13 protein-coding genes are annotated in these 16,020 nt (G+C 45.2%); 4 read left to right on the forward strand and 9 right to left on the reverse strand.

Annotation, left to right across the window (positions count from 1 at the left end):
• Positions 1-2 precede the first annotated feature (2 nt).
• Together ABN764_RS08430 and ABN764_RS08435 are read left to right on the forward strand one after the other, a co-directional pair.
• The gene (locus tag ABN764_RS08430) at positions 3-1,118 is read left to right on the forward strand and encodes a sensor histidine kinase (RefSeq protein ID WP_446671569.1); all 1,116 of its coding nucleotides are present in this window, start codon (positions 3-5) and stop codon (positions 1,116-1,118) included.
• On the forward strand, positions 1,115-1,720 hold the full coding sequence (locus ABN764_RS08435; RefSeq protein WP_446671570.1) for a response regulator transcription factor: 606 nt from the start codon (positions 1,115-1,117) through the stop codon (positions 1,718-1,720). Before ABN764_RS08430 ends, ABN764_RS08435 begins: the two co-directional genes overlap by 4 nt.
• Before the next feature lie 7 nt (positions 1,721-1,727).
• On the opposite strand, the gene ABN764_RS08440 is transcribed toward ABN764_RS08435, so the two are convergent.
• The 5 genes from ABN764_RS08440 to ABN764_RS08460 all read right to left on the reverse strand — a co-directional run bounded on the left by ABN764_RS08440 (position 1,728) and on the right by ABN764_RS08460 (position 8,037).
• Positions 1,728-2,312, reverse strand: coding sequence for a GNAT family N-acetyltransferase (locus tag ABN764_RS08440; RefSeq protein WP_446671571.1), 585 nt, complete (start codon positions 2,310-2,312; stop codon positions 1,728-1,730).
• A 233-nt stretch (positions 2,313-2,545) separates the two neighbouring features.
• Positions 2,546-3,769, reverse strand: a complete 1,224-nt coding sequence (locus ABN764_RS08445; RefSeq protein ID WP_446671572.1) for a Fic family protein — start codon at positions 3,767-3,769, stop codon at positions 2,546-2,548.
• 373 nt (positions 3,770-4,142) lie between these two features.
• Positions 4,143-5,789, reverse strand: a complete 1,647-nt coding sequence (locus tag ABN764_RS08450; RefSeq protein ID WP_446671573.1) for a glycoside hydrolase family 13 protein — start codon at positions 5,787-5,789, stop codon at positions 4,143-4,145.
• Between the two features lie 116 nt (positions 5,790-5,905).
• Positions 5,906-6,916, reverse strand: coding sequence for a LacI family DNA-binding transcriptional regulator (locus ABN764_RS08455; protein ID WP_446671574.1), 1,011 nt, complete (start codon positions 6,914-6,916; stop codon positions 5,906-5,908).
• A 167-nt stretch (positions 6,917-7,083) separates the two neighbouring features.
• A complete protein-coding gene (locus ABN764_RS08460) occupies positions 7,084-8,037 on the reverse strand; it encodes a LysR family transcriptional regulator (protein ID WP_081819955.1) in 954 nt (317 codons plus the stop codon).
• Positions 8,038-8,162: 125 nt separating this feature from the next.
• Between ABN764_RS08460 and ABN764_RS08465 the strand changes: the two genes are divergently transcribed.
• Positions 8,163-9,368, forward strand: coding sequence for an MFS transporter (locus ABN764_RS08465; RefSeq protein WP_446671575.1), 1,206 nt, complete (start codon positions 8,163-8,165; stop codon positions 9,366-9,368).
• 35 nt (positions 9,369-9,403) lie between these two features.
• On the opposite strand, the gene ABN764_RS08470 is transcribed toward ABN764_RS08465, so the two are convergent.
• The 4 genes from ABN764_RS08470 to ABN764_RS08485 all read right to left on the reverse strand — a co-directional run bounded on the left by ABN764_RS08470 (position 9,404) and on the right by ABN764_RS08485 (position 14,636).
• Entirely contained in the window at positions 9,404-9,991 is a 588-nt protein-coding gene (locus ABN764_RS08470; RefSeq protein ID WP_446671576.1) for a chloramphenicol phosphotransferase CPT family protein, read from the reverse strand.
• A 390-nt stretch (positions 9,992-10,381) separates the two neighbouring features.
• Positions 10,382-12,484, reverse strand: coding sequence for a TerD family protein (locus ABN764_RS08475; RefSeq protein ID WP_446671577.1), 2,103 nt, complete (start codon positions 12,482-12,484; stop codon positions 10,382-10,384).
• A gap of 366 nt (positions 12,485-12,850) precedes the next feature.
• Positions 12,851-13,603 carry a suppressor of fused domain protein gene (locus tag ABN764_RS08480; RefSeq protein WP_072730983.1) on the reverse strand — a complete coding sequence of 251 codons (753 nt, stop codon included), beginning with the start codon at positions 13,601-13,603 and terminating at the stop codon, positions 12,851-12,853.
• Between the two features lie 145 nt (positions 13,604-13,748).
• Positions 13,749-14,636, reverse strand: a complete 888-nt coding sequence (locus ABN764_RS08485; RefSeq protein WP_021257456.1) for a LysR family transcriptional regulator — start codon at positions 14,634-14,636, stop codon at positions 13,749-13,751.
• A 126-nt stretch (positions 14,637-14,762) separates the two neighbouring features.
• Here ABN764_RS08485 and ABN764_RS08490 point away from each other — a divergent pair, with 126 nt between their 5' ends.
• A complete protein-coding gene (locus ABN764_RS08490) occupies positions 14,763-15,953 on the forward strand; it encodes a coenzyme F420-0:L-glutamate ligase (protein WP_446671578.1) in 1,191 nt (396 codons plus the stop codon).
• The last annotated feature ends 67 nt before the right edge of the window (positions 15,954-16,020 follow it).

Consider the following 16,020-nt stretch of genomic DNA (forward strand, 5'->3'; position numbering starts at 1 on the left):
CGATGAAGATCTACCCAAGAGATCAGATGAAACAGTTTCTGCTCATAGATGTAATTGCGATCGTATATTTGTGCTATTTCGTCCTGAGCACGCGTTCCGATCTTGGTCTCTTGGGATGCCTTATGATCCTAAGCTTATTTTTGATTTCCTTCTATATTGCATTATGGCATCGGAATATCTATCTGCTAGCAGCTGTTGTATCTGGTCTCGGCACGATTACGGTACTCAGTATCTATATTGACCCCAATCTTCTCATGTTCGGATTTATATTTGCCGATCTGCTGGGCAGATCGAAGTCCAAATGGCAAATCGGCGTCGGAACTGCAACCATAGCCCTTATGTACGCGTTAGTCGCAAGATGGGGAGTAAGTGATTTCTATGCCAGGTATATGATGCATCTCCCCATTATCATTATCCAGATACTCCTGCCTTCTATTTTATACATAAGAGCGAGAGCGGCCAGCCTGCAAGGCCAGCTGGATTCTGCCAATGAACAGCTTGAACAATATGCTCTGCAGGAGGAAAGACACCGCATCGCACGCGATCTCCATGATACGCTGGGACAAACCTTAACGATGATCAAACTGAAAAGCGAGCTGGCTGCTAGATGGGTAGATAAAGACCCTAAGCAGGCCAAAGAAGAGCTGAACGACATCCTCAATACCTCGCGAATTGCCCTTAAGCAAGTACGGGAACTCGTTTCCGAGATGAAGTTCATTTCACTGACAAGTGAGCTGACACATTCGCGCAAGCTGCTGCATACGGCTGGCATTGAGCTTGAAATTATAGAGCATGGACCTCCCCCACTGCTATCCAGTGTCGAGGAAACGATGATTGCTCTCTCTGTGCGGGAAGCAATTACAAATACGATTAAGCATAGTCAGGCGCAGCACTGCACGATACAGCTTCAAATGATAGATAACAGGTACACCATATACATAACTGATGATGGTGTCGGGCTAAGCCACAAAGAAGGCGGAAATGGCATCCTGTCAATGAAGGAACGAATGCACGCACTGAACGGCACTCTTACAGTGGAATGCTCGCCTGCCGGAGGGACTGCGGTTGCAATGATGCTCCCCCTCCATCATCTCGAAAAGGAGAATGCAGCTACATGATTCGCGTTGTGATTGCTGAAGACCAGCAGATGCTGCGAGGTGCCTTTGCCTCATTGCTGGAGTTCGAAGATGATATTGAAGTATTGGCGGAAGTGGCGGATGGGAAGCAGGCATGGGAAGCCATACAGCAGCATAAGCCAGACGTATGCGTGGTGGATATTGAAATGCCGCACATGAACGGCTTAGAGTTGGCAATGCAAATCAGAAACGCCGGGCTTCCCTGCAAAATTGTGATTGTTACCACCTTTGCACGACCTGGTTATTTGCAAAAGGCAATGAATGCCCAAGTGAATGCCTATCTGCTTAAGGATGAACCGATCGACTATCTCATTGAATCCATTCGTAGGGTCATGGCTGGAGAACGGGTGATCAGCACCGATCTGGCTGCAGTGCTCTTTATGAACAATGAGAATCCATTAAGCGAGAGAGAAGCTGAGATGCTGCGGCTTACGAAGGAAGGCTTGACGACAAGCGAAATCAGCAAATCCCTCTTCCTGACGATTGGCACGGTACGAAATTATCTATCTTCTGCCATTCAAAAGCTGGATGCCGAGTCGAGGCAGCAGGCCGCGGCCATTGCCGAGGAGAAGGGATGGCTTTGAACCATCCCTACAGAAATTGCCCGACAGGGAGATCAAGATTGATTGTCGTGTTGCGAAGTACCTTCTTAAGGGCAATAGCCTTTGCCGAAAACAGGCGCATCAGCACAGCGACCTGCAGCGAGTCGCTCGTCAACGCCCCTTCATCACGACTGCCAATAAGGCTTACATCGGGCACAGCCGGCCAGGAGCCGGCTCGATGGTAGAAACCAGCCAGATCTGGATGGCATGTAAATAAGCCAAGATCCACGCCGCTCTGCTCCATCCATCGGGTAGCGGCAGCGACTGTTTTTAGCCCATAGCCCAAACCACGATAATCAGGGTCAGTCGCTACACAGCTAAGTCCTGATAGCCTGAACCTCTCTCCCTCATGCTCGATCGTTTTGGTGACAATTCCCGTATAGCTGACTAATTTCCCATCTGCATAGGCATAGAAGGAACGCGCATTCAGCGCTTCATGATGGGCAGCCGGTATCGTATCCTCCAGCAATCCATCTTCCTCCGGCCATACGCGATGCAGCAAGACGGCAATCTCTCTCCATAGGCTTGCAGGTGCCTGATTATAATTTATTGATTGTATGATATCATCCGCCAATAGTAGCTCATCCTTTACGTGAAAGGTCTGGAGGCGACAGCTCCTACGGGATTTCAATGACCACAAAATCCTCCATCGCTTCGATCGTATATTCCCAATCCCCACCAGAGACCGAAGTTTGGCACACTAATTTCTCCAGCGTGCAATAATATGGATTCATCGATCTCTTTGCACCCCCACTCTATTATCCACGAAACAAAAAGCCCACACAAAGAATGTGTGAGCTCAGACAGTTACATCTCGAAATACGTTTGCTTAATGCAGTAATAGATCGGCCTCTCGCCATTTTGTTCTACAAGTGATAACCTATGTAGTTCCTTCATTATCTTTCTCAGCGTAGCCTCTGATTTCTCGAAAACTCTTGCCAACTCTTTAATGGTAAGCCCACTACTTGAATCGAAAAAGTAATTTTGAGCTAACACGTACAAAATTTCAAAATATATTTGATCCTTATCTGTTAATCTAGGCTCCATTTTTAATTTCTTTTGAGCGATATGTAGCAATTCACTCTTTTCCTTTAACTCTGCATTCATTTGAATGAGAGCTTTTAGAATAATTGCAATAAAAGCTTCAATAAAGCAGTTCAGTTCGCCTCTGCTCTTTATACTATTTGTAATTTCGAAGGCCTCTAAATATTTATTTCTGTATTTATTGCATCCTCTGGACAACGAAAGTGCAGAGCTATTCCCAAAATCCGAACAAAGATACATACTGCTAATAAATCTTGAGGTTCTCCCATTACCATCATAGAACGGGTGAATATAACCAAAATAGTAATGGCCAACAGCAACCTTTATAATCGTTGGAATCTCTTCATTGTCATTTAAAAATTTCAATAAGTCGTTCGTTTTTTGTATGATTTCTGATTCCGGTGTTATCCCCTGATGAACCACTTTTCCTGTTCCTGATTTTTTTAGAATATAAGTCGTATCTTTTCTGAAAATGTCTCCATCCGGCAATTCCTGTGTCTCAATTTCTCCATTTGTAATATCATCATAGATGAGCCTTACATCCTGAGGAACTTTGGGAAATCTAATATCATTCTGCAGCAGCCTCATATAAGACTTAATCATACTTTCAAATCTCTGCTTGGTTTTCCTATTAAATAGGACTTCTTTCGCACTTCTTGCGATCTCCTCTCTAGAACTTCTTATTCCTTCTAGCTCGTTAGTATTGTACAGTTCCTCTACCAGACACTCCATAATAAATTGCTGCTGAGCGACTGCAGGGAGTTGCTTAAAGGTAGTTTCAAATTCCCTGGAGATAACATGAAGTTGGTGAATCATCCTTATCATTTCACTTGTAGGTACATAATACAATTCATAGACGTAGGGCTGATTCATTGGCTTAATATATAAGCCTAAGCGCTCAGTTGTATCATAATTAATTCTCTTCTGATAGATTTCATTGAATTCAGTCATGCTCTTTTCATGAAATAATTTATAAATATACCTCATAACCAGCACCCCATTTAACCCTTTAGAAGGATTTTTACATATATAAAGGAGGATGTCTAGTTCTATGTATAAAATAATCAATATTTTTACACATAGGGCAGGGGAGAATGCGGTGGTTATTCTACTTTACAATTTTAATACTGGCTCCACATGAGCATCTTCCGTGGCCATTTTTTTTAATATGTACTTTTTTGCTGCATGACGGACAAATTACAACCATGAAATAACACTCCCAATCTCGAGTAGGATGTTATTATCATAGTCATGAATTTTGACAAATATTCAGATGATAGATTCTAATTAAGACGATATTCCGCTTCCTCTTAACGAATTAAGAGCCCACACAAGGAGTGTGTGGGCCCTAGTAAGCTTATTATGCAATTTTCACCGCAAATACCTCGTATGGCTTCATCGAAAATGTAGTAACGTCGATTTCAGCGCGATCATAGTTGCTCATAATGATCTCGGATACCTTACCATCGACAGCGATTCCATGCTCCTGCTCGGATATGTTTGCTGCCACGAGCCATTTCTCGCCTTCATAGATGCGGTAGTATGCAAATACCTCTTCAGGCGTATGCTCAATCAGTTCGAAGTCGCCCCATACGATAATCGGATTCTCTTGGCGCAGCTTGATTAAGCGCTGGTACGTATAGAAGATCGAATTCGGGTTGTCGAGATTACGCTGCACGTTAATTGTCTTGTAGTTGTCGTTCACATGCAGCCAAGGCGTACCCGTTGTAAAGCCTCCGTTCGCGCTGTCATCCCATTGGATTGGCGTACGAGCATTGTCTCTCCCTTTGGCATTGATCGAGGCGATAATGTCCTCTGCCGCGTATCCCTTGGACAAACGGTCATGATACATATTGATGGATTCAATATCCTCTACCTCATCAATGCTCGACACAGGGCGATTCGTCATCCCTATCTCTTCACCTTGATAAATGTACGGCGTACCCTTCATCATGTGCAGAAGTACAGCGAACATTTTCGCGCTTTGTTCATGGTATTCCTTATCATTTCCCCATCTGGACACGATGCGCGGCAAGTCATGATTGTTCCAGAACAAGCTGTTCCAGCCCTGGTCCCCTAGCGAAGTCTGCCACTTCGCCAGCACTCGCTTCAATTCCGCAATTTCCAGTGGCTTCAGATCCCACTTATCCTTGCCCTCCTGTTGATCCAATCCGACATGCTCGAATTGGAACACCATCGACATTTCCTTGCGTGCCGGATCGGAATACAGCTTTGCGATTTCCGGCGTCGCGCCCCAAGTCTCACCAACTGTCAAGACGTCATGGGAGCCGAATGTCTTTTCATGCATTTCCTGCAAATACTCATGCAGCTTCGGTCCGTTGCCCGTAATTTCTTGATCTGGAATTTTGCCGATGAGATCGATGACGTCCATGCGGAAGCCGCCGACACCTTTATCAAGCCAAAAGTTCATCATGTCATACACTTCTTGGCGAACCTTCGGATTCTCCCAGTTCAGGTCTGGCTGGCGCTTGCTGAATAGGTGTAGGAAATACTGGCCGCTCGCTTCATCGAACTCCCAAGCTGGGCCGCTAAATATAGAGCCAAGTCCGTTCGGAACGCCACCGTTCACCGGATCACGCCAAATGTAGTAATCGCGGTACTCGTTGTCCTTGCCTTTTTTCGCTTCAATGAACCATTTATGCTCGTCAGAGGTATGGTTTACAACAAGATCCATAATGATCTTGATGCCAGCCTCATTCGCCTTCGCAATCAGCTCATCCATGTCCTCCATTGTGCCGAACTCGTCCATAATATCTTGATAATCGCTAATGTCATAGCCATTATCATCATTCGGCGATTTATATACAGGGGACAGCCAGATTGCAGTAATGCCTAGCAGCTTCAAATAATCGATTCGATTGATGATCCCTCTCAAATCGCCAATGCCATCTCCATCGCTGTCTTGGAAGCTGCGCGGATAAATTTGATATACAACGGCGGTTTGCCACCATTTCACGTCTTTTGCTTGTTTCATTGTTTCACTCATCGGACACCAATCCTCTCGGGTTGAAATATGAAGCTATCTGAACTAAACGTAAACGTTTACGTAATACGTAAAAATCATCTTCATTAACGTGCAATTGCACATGGATATACTCGTCATTACTTTGCATTTAATGATTTGACCGACTTGCGTACCACTAATTCATGGGGAATCACTTCGGACTCAATCTTTATCCTATGCTGAATCGCATCAATTAATTTCCGGCAGCCTTCTCTTCCCATCTCATACAAGGGCTGCGCAACTGTCGTTAACGGGGGTATCGACATACGCGACACCTTGGAGTTATCGTAGCCGACCACGGACAACTCCTCTGGCACCCTAATGCCGTGCTCAAAGCATGTCGATATAATGCCGAGTGCAGCCTCATCGCTTGCGCAGAATACTGCGGTAATATCGGCTTCCTCTGCAAGGAACTCCTGCATGGTCTGTTTGCCGGATTCGAAGCTGAAGTCTCCGGGCTTAATCAGGTTCAAATCTACCTTGATCCCCAGATCACGCAATGCATGCGTATATCCATCGATTCTCGGGGCACCAGATATCGGATCTCTTGGATTGGCTCCGGCCATCCCTATCTTCCGGTGTCCATGCTGGGTGAGATACTGAACTGCGGTATATGCAGCACGGAAATCATCCACTTTGAGATAAGGTACATCTTCCCTATCCGACTTGGTAGATAGCAAAATAAAGGGAATACCCAGTGATGACATAGCGTCGATTGCAGCCTCTTGCAGCTCGATGGACACGATAATGAGTCCATCTACTCTGCGCTCTCCCATCAACTTCAGGCAGTCCTGAATGCGGGAGCCATGGCTGCCGGCATGAGTCAGAATCACGCTGTAACCATGCGCATACGAAGTGTCCTCAATCCCTCTACTAATATCGCCATAAAAGGAAGTCGCCACATCCGGCATAATGACACCTATCGTATTGGTCGACTTCTGTACCAAGCTTCTTGCATTTTCATTTTTTCGATATCCCAATTCCTTGGCAACGGCGATAACCTTCTTCTCCGTCTCTTCGTTATATCCGCCAAGATTATTGATAACTCTCGATACGGTTGCGGTAGAGACACCGGCAACTCGTGCGATGTCCTTGATCGTAGCTGCCATCTAACCACCTCTCGTAGGTAAACATTCTTGCAATAATTCGAAACTGAATAAGATCAGCGAACATCCTTTTTGTTAGTTAAACGTTTACGTAACCAATACTAGTTCCCTCTCGCTATTATGTCAATGCTTTTTTAAAGCGTTTTCAGTCTATACATTCTGTGTTCCTCTCACCCTTTTGCCAAGAAACCGGACATCTCTGTGTAGGCACATTCGTCATCTATCGATCCCGATCCTTGAGCTTGCTCTCCCGTGCGCGCAAACATTGTCTTTGCGACAGTGAAGAAGGCCTGTACGGCTGGCGACGTGCATTGGAGAGGAGGACTGGCTAGGGCCACTTTACGCCAGCTCGATTGCTTCAGATTACCAATACCGATGTTGGGCTGATTTTTGAACGACAGCTCAGGACCGATGGTAACGCCAAGCCCTTCCTGCACCATACTGGAGATGGTATTACAATCCTGCACCTCAAAGCGTATGCGGGGAGTAACTTGAGCTTGCTCGAAAATTTCCTCTACATTTGCGCGATAAAGCCCTTTCGGCATAATAAAATCCTCTTCCTGCAGATCATGCACATCAATTACATCTTCACGTTGAAAGCGATGATCTGCAGGGAAAGCGACAACCATCTTATCCTTAACTAAGGGTACAATATGCAAATTCAGTTCTTTGTTCTGCTGGATGACGAAGCCGATATCAATGACCCCTGTCTCGAACCATTCCAAAATCTCCTCATAGGTTCCTTCATAAAATGTGAAGGCAATGTTGGGATGCTTTTGATTGAACTTCGAAATGATGCTTGGCAAAATATTAGCTGATGCGCTGGGAAAACTGCCGATCCGGATCGTGCCTGCCTCCAGATTGGAAGCCAAGGCGGCTTCTTGCTTGATGATTTCCATTTGGTTCAATATTTCGCGCATCGGTATCAGCATCTTCTGGCCAACCTCTGTCAGTAGAAGACCTCTTCGACGATCACGAATTAATAGTGCAACGCCCCACTCCGATTCCAGACTAGCTACTGCGTGACTTACGGCAGACTGGGTCATATTCAGCTTTCCCGCTGCTTTCGTAAAGCTTCCCTGCTCCACTACATGGGAGAAAACTTCAAACCTGGCTATTGTCATAAGTAAAACCTCATGTCATATATGAATAGGATTCGTTTGATTCATGCTAACACGGGATATATACTGATGCAAGAAATCGATATTCATACTTGGCGCGCGCCCTGACAGTAAAGGAGACCAAGTTGATGAATCGTGTAGGCATCTATTTATTGGCGTTAGGCGCTTTTATTATCGGAACAGTGGATTTTATCACGGTAGGGATTTTGAATATGATAGCTGCGGACATGAATGTGTCCATTGGGATGGCAGGCCAGCTTGTCACTATTTTTTCTATTTCATTTGTTATCGGATCATTGATTCTCGTTGCGTTGACGATCCGATTTGAACGCAAAAAAGTATTGTTATATTCCCTTGCTATCTTTTTGGTTGGCAATCTTACAGCCTTTCTAAGCACCCGATTTGAAATTCTTATGGTCTCACGCGTTCTTTTGGCTGCGAGCGGCGGTCTGTTCACTGTGATCGCTACCGTGTTCGCTGCTAAGCTGGCCTCACCTGGCAAGCAAGGTGCTGCTATTGCTACAGTGACTACTGGCTTTAGCGCTGCACTCGTGTTCGGAATGCCCATTGGCACGCTGCTAACGTCATACATGGATTGGCACTTCATTTTCCTTATCCTGGGTGCAATTACCATGCTTCTCATTATCATGCTGGCATGGATGATCCCAACCGCTCCAGGACAAACGCCAATACCGTTAAAAGAACAGCTGCTGATCATCAAGGATAAACGAGTATTCAGCGGTTTATTGACGACATTATTTTGGATCATCGGCTATACGATTACGTTTACTTACATTTCACCGCTTTTACAGGAGATAGGGCATTTTTCCGTTGAAATGATTAGTACGGCACTCCTTGTTTTAGGGATATTTGCCTTTATTGGCTCCCGCTTCGGCGGCTATGCATCTGACAAATGGGGCGCAAACGTAACGATTCGATCCAGCCTCATCCTGCACGTACTGGCGCTGATTGCCTTGCCTGTGGCGTTTGGCTCGACTTGGGGGGCTATGGTCACGATCATGGTATGGGGATTCTCTTCTTGGACGACAACCACGGCCAATCAAATCTATCTCATTTCCCTGAAATCATCCGCTTCCGAAATCATATTAAGCTATCAGACAGCCGTATTGAACATTGGCATTTCCTTAGGCGCGGCCGTAGGAGGCGTACTAGTTGAACGAGTGCCGATTTTCCACTTCGGTTGGATTAGCAGTGTAATGGTGCTTATTGCTTTCGTTACAGCGTCCTATTCCTTCCTGTTAAGCGGGCGTATGAAGAATCGAATGGAGAAACTCGACTTATGCTGTGAAAGTCCAAACAAAATAAAGTATTAGACTGCCGCTGTTTTGTTAACTGAAGGATACGGCTTTTATGAAACACCAACACTTCTTTTATTTAACTTCTTAAAAGCAGAGTATTCACGATTTGATCTAATAAAATTTAATATCAAATTGGCGCATTCATCTGGACTCAAGGTTTCAGTATTTAGTTCAAGGTCATACTCATTAAGGCAATAAACTTTATCATACTGAGAGATTGCTAAACCAATCTCTCTATCTCCCCTTAGTTTTTCTCTCCTAATAAGCTCCTCTTTCGAGCATGTTACTCCTACAAGCAGTACAGGATGATCCATTAATAAACCTAGAAATGTATTAAATCGATCGTCAGTATCATTTACTGTATCTACAACGATATTCGTCCCCATTACCGACATAAATTTAATTGTTGAATAAAACAAAGTAATCAATGGTTCAATAATGATATGGGTTGGGCCTTGCGCATCTTCTGCATATTTGGTGTTAATGAAATCAATGTAGTTATGAAACAATCCATTAAAAAAATCATCAATTGATAAATGATAAAACGAGATTTCATTTTGGTTTAATAGTTCAGTCGCTATGGAAGTCTTTCCGGAACTTGAGGTTCCATTTAGAAAAACGATTATCCCTTGCTTCAATTTAATCGCCCCTTCAAAAAATAATCATTGCGTTTGCGCATCTTCTCTTCCAGATAACGTCTTTTTTGCAAACATAGTAAAATCCGTCATATCTAAGGTATTCGTGCAGTGATCAAGCAATCCTGCCCGTTAGCTTAGCCAACGAGCGCCAGGCTACAATTTTATTTTCTTAGTCTAATACTTTATTTTCTCCTGACAGTGAAATCAAATAAAAACATACAGAAGCCCACATAAGCTGTGTTCAGCATATGGTGGGCTTCATGACCTTTTATAACCTATATATGCATGGACTGCCGAAATCGCCTCACTATTAAAAACAAGGGCGGCAAGCCAAAACTGGATAACCGATGTCCTGACTCGCCGCCATCTATAGAGCCTAAGCATGTGCACTCATATAAGGTATTCCGCCATAATCTGCTCGATATCGTAAGGAGTAACTCCTTCGTCTACCGAGAAGATCGTACCCGCTTGATCTGCCGTTGCAACAACTTCCCCTCTTGCTTGGGCATGGAGCATGAACAGATCGTACAGATTCGGCTTTTGCAGAGTAGTCATCGCCTTGCCGATCAAGACCATCCCTTTTTGATTCCCTTCTACATTGTTGCAGTAGTCTGGATGTCTTGTCAGCGAGAGATCGGTCCAAATTACAGTTCGCTCTACCAAATCCAAAATAACAGGAATTGCAATCCTCGTATCAGCTGTGACATCAATTTTGTTTGCGACCGTTGCAGGCTCGAATATCTCGCCGGAACCCGGCTTCTTGCGCATCATCCAACCTGCGAAACACTCCGGCAATTCGCAATACGGCTGCATCGTAAAGGAATGAAGCGAAGCGACAATATAACGACCGCCATAATCCACAATGGATGGAATGTGCAGATCAATAAATTCACAGGCTCCTTTTGGTGCGGACACGATGTCGCCGCTATGCACAGCCTGGTACTTCGAGGATCGCAAATTCGTGTATGAGATATGCTCAACATACTGCCAATTGTGATCGTACATGACAGCGGACAGATCGATATCCACACGGCCGGTAGGAATGCTGTTCACCGTACCTTCCTTCCACCAGGTGAAGAAGCGAACCGTGTCCCCTTCCTCCATCGGCACGCGGCTTCCCCGAACAATCGTGTGCAGCGCCTTACTCGCCGAACGCTGGGAGAACGGAACATTATACCGCTTCATACGTTCATCGACATACACCTTTCCGAGCGATGGAAGCGCCGAGAACCGCTCCATAAGCGTCTGTTCACACAACTGCACAATATCTTGGCATACCGCTGTATCGAGCGTTGGGAGCGTATTGGGAATTGCTACAGCCTTGGCGACATTCCCTTTCGGGAAGAAGGTACGAAGCTCCTTGGGCTCGTTACGATAGGTAAAATGGGACTTCACTTGCATGAGTACAGGGGTCGACACCTGATTCGCGATTTCGCCGAATGCCAATACCACGTACTCCGCTTGTTCCGCGATGCGCAGCAAGTGATCGAGCCTTCTGGCGAACTCGCCTGGGCGCTTCGTCAACAGATCAATTAGCGTCCACACATTCTGATATTGGAAAGCAAGCTCCACACTGCTGTTATAAGTCGTAAAGGGCTTCTTATTGCGCAATATATCAAAGGCTTCCTTACTTCTCCCAAATTGCTGCTTATATTCCGATGGATGCAAAATCTCGCCTAACCGAATCCAGCGCTGCTTATATCTCAGCATATCCTCGGTAATCGCTCCGCATTGTTCAAGCAGACCAAGCAGCAGCCGTCTCTCCGGGCGCTTGAACTTGCGGAAGCGCGTAGGCTCAGCCAGACTAACGTCGCCAGACGACCAAGCGACAGCGAGACGCAGGACATCGGTAGCCGTCTTGAAGTACGGCCGGATCACATTCAGGCTCGCCTTGTCATGCTTCAATAAGGAGCCTGCCACGAAGCCGACATTCTCCTTGAATGGAATCTCGTCAGGGAGAATATCCCCCAACTCATCTGCATCCGCATCTTCGATAGCGGCGTCGATATCGTTCTGATCTGTCTCGGAAATGGATCCCTTAGCCTGAATAAGCTGGCGAATCATCCAATGGAATTCTGCTCTGCTGCCCAGGTCAATAACCTTCAGGTCGATCTGATCCAGCAGTGGCGGTCGATCTGCTGCCTCGTAGTCTGGCACATCCAAGGTCACATAATGATAAATCGCATTCAGGTACAGCTCCACGTCATCTTCCTGCATCACCTGCTCCGGGAAATCCGGATACATCGGTGTGTATGCCACATGGGCACCTACCATTACCTTAAGATCGGTGACCAGTTCCTGATAGAATACAGTGAACTGATCCCTGGACAAAGTACGGACAACATTTATTAATGGCTTGGAAAACGTATACCCAAGCTGCTCTATGTTCTTCAACGCCGTAGCCAAATGGGCTGCAGAGATTCGATGATCTTCTTGCCCTTGGTTCACAATCAATTTGTTCGCTCTTCGCAGATAGATGGTATTCATCATCATAAAAAGACTCCAGGAAAGCCATATCCCTAATTTCAATGGGAGATTCAATAGAAGGAAGGAATATGATAGCCTGGATGCCCCCTTTCCTAATTAACATCTTCAGGAGAGCTGCGACCCTAATTCGCCAATGAGTTAGAAGGAAGGATCGCAATAGCCTGAAGGTCAAAAGCTCAAAGCCGAGTGGCCTCAACCTCTGATGCATCCATCTTCACATACTTCACACCGCGCGAACAGGGTGAAAGTATTACGACTGCCGCGATTTGGTCATACAAAATTGAAGGTACTTAACCTAAAAAAGTCGCCAGCTCTCTCAATGATGTGAAAGAGCTGGCGTTTTAGATTCTAGACAAGAACTAGAATTATTTATTATGACTTGCACGTATTGATTCGTTTCGGATTTAACTCGAACAAATCATCTTCCAACTCTGATAATTTGTCTATTAAGGCATCCATACCGTGCTCCAACTTATAATCCATTTCCTCTTTGTACAGAGGGATCAGGAAATAAGTATGAACTTGATTGCCATCCTTGGTCGGAATGACGCTTACTTCCTCTGTTAATTGATAAAGTACAACCCCATTCAAGCCTGTCCCATCGGCATAAGGCTCATAGTCCTGAAAATTCGGAATCGTATGTCCATATCCCAGCCACGTGTTATATAGATGTGGAAAACGAGCCATCTGCTTCATAAGCTGGATCGGCCAATAATTGTTATCGTCCTTAAACGCCTCTTGGCTTAGCTCCCACGAAGCCGGAAGGAACATCATCACTTCTGCCCGATCGTAATTGCCATCCATTTCCGCTCGTATCTCATCTGGAATCGTCATCGGCAAATCACTCATGCCGGTCGTATACAACACCCAGAATGGCTCTTCTTCCGTAGGTTCCATAATATTGACATCAATATGTACCACATCAGATATAAGTTCATGAAAGACGCTGCTATTTCTCCCCGGAAATACTTCTTCGAAATGGGCTACGATTTCTTCCGTGTATTCCATTGGTGCAGGAGGCTCATAACCATCATTGGCACTTTCGCCATATGTGTAAATTGTTGTGCCGTCATTCGCTTTCTCCCCATCATTCTTGCCGCCGAATACCTTCTTCAGAAACCCCATCTTATCCCCTCGCCTCATTAGTAATTGGTAAATATTAATAACACAAGTCTACCATAGGACAGGCCTCTCCTCCATTCATCTACTCTCATATTGCAGCTTCATTTTGGAGTTTTGTAACAATTTCGACGCATATAGACGCATATAATCAAAGTCTCTTACTTTCGATAATCTCAACGAACTTTGTTGATGCGGGAGACAACGATACACTTTTCAAAAAACATATGCCAATGCTTCTCTTAGGGATCTCCTCCACCAATTGAACCTCCTGCAAAATCCCCTTGTCCAAATACTCTTGGGAGAATTCCCTCGTCACACAGGCAACGCCTAAATTAATTTTAGCGAACTCTAATAGCAAATGGTGTGAACCCAGCTCAAAGTCCGGCGAAATCTGTATGCCTTTTGACAAGATATAATCTTCAACATACTTTCTGGAATTGGACTTCGACTCAAGGAAAATCAGCGGCAGCTTGGCGATTGTATCTAGACTGATTGGGCCAGTTAACAGATGCTTGAACTTTTCCCCGTATACAAAAATATCTTGAATGTCCGCACACGGTCTTAACTCCAATGCAGGATCCTCCAGCGGAAAATTGCATATGCCGATATCCACCCCGCCTGACTTGATCAGCGCACATATTTCAAGGGTGGTACCATTAATAATCTTGAACTTAATATTGGGATACCGATTATGGAACTCCTCCAGATAGGGAAGCAAGAAGTATCTTGAAATCGTATCACCAACCCCTATTTTTAACTCGCCTGTCGTTAAATTTTTTAACTCCAGCATTTTTTCCTCGCCGACGTGAATTAGATTCATCGCTGAATTCGCATATTCGAATAGGAGTCGGCCTTCGTTCGTCAAAAATACCCCCTTCGATGTCCGCGTGAATAGACGCGTATCCAACTCCCGCTCCAGCTGCATGATCGCCTGGCTGACAGCTGGCTGCGTCATATACATATCCTGTGCCGCTTTAGAGAAGCTTTCACGTTTCGCAACCGTACAAAATACCTTATATAAATCTAACTTACTCACTACATAAGCACTCCTTATACCTAATATTCGATATATTAATTTCACTTATATCATTAGACGGGTGTATAGTACAAATAGGAACGCCAAGTCATGTATTCACTATAAGCGACCTAAGGAGCGATTATATTGGAAAGAATGGTTGGAACAGTCGTTAGAGGCCTCCGCTGCCCTATTATTAATCAAGGGGACAGCATCGAGGAAATCGTTGTAGATAGCGTGTTGAAAGCATCCGAGGCGGAAGGCTTCCGCATTCAAGATAAAGATATCGTTACGGTTACGGAATCCATCGTTGCTCGTGCGCAAGGCAACTATGTGACTATTGATCATATTGCGCAGGATGTACGTGCTAAATTCGGAGATGAGACGGTTGGAGTCATTTTCCCGATCTTGAGCCGCAATCGCTTTGCGATCTGCCTTCGTGGTATTGCAAAGGGCGCTAAAAAAATTGTGCTCATGCTCAGCTATCCATCGGATGAAGTAGGCAACCATTTGGTGGATCTTGACCTGCTCGACGAAAAAGGCATCAATCCTTGGACGGACGTGCTGACAGAACAGAAATACCGCGAGCTGTTCGGCTATAACAAACATACCTTTACTGGCGTCGATTATATCGACTACTATAAATCGTTGATTGAAGAGTACGGCGTGGAATGTGAAGTTATTTTCTCCAATCATCCGAAAACGATCCTGGAGTACACGAAAAACGTTCTGACTTGCGATATTCATACTCGCTTCAGAACGAAACGAATTTTGAAGGCCAATGGTGGAGAACGTGTATACGGCCTCGATGACATCATGACTACATCGATTGAAGGCAGTGGATACAACGAAGCATATGGCCTGTTAGGCTCCAACAAATCTACAGAGAATAGCGTGAAGCTGTTCCCGCGCAATTCCCAGCCTATCGTAGACAATATCCAGCGCGTGCTCAAGGAAAAGACGGGCAAGCAGGTTGAAGTCATGATTTACGGGGATGGCGCGTTCAAGGACCCAGTGGGCAAGATTTGGGAGCTCGCTGACCCCGTTGTATCGCCAGCCTACACAGCAGGACTGGACGGTACTCCGAATGAAGTGAAGCTGAAGTACCTTGCTGATAATAATTTCGCTCATCTAAAGGGCGAAGAACTGAAGCAAGCGATCTCCGAATACATTACCAATAAAGGTGCAGATCTCGTCGGTGCGATGGAAGCGCAAGGCACAACTCCTCGCAGATTGACCGATCTTATCGGCTCTCTGTCCGATTTGACTTCCGGTAGCGGAGATAAGGGTACGCCGATTATCTTTATCCAAGGTTATTTCGATAACTATACGAGTTAATGTAGAATGAACAGCCTCTCCTCCAAAATGGTGGAGGGGTTTTTGTTTTTCATAGACAAAGGTTCCC

Origin of the sequence: Paenibacillus wuxiensis, assembly GCF_040195695.1 — a bacterium.
Lineage (GTDB): Bacteria > Bacillota > Bacilli > Paenibacillales > Paenibacillaceae > Paenibacillus_B > Paenibacillus_B suaedae.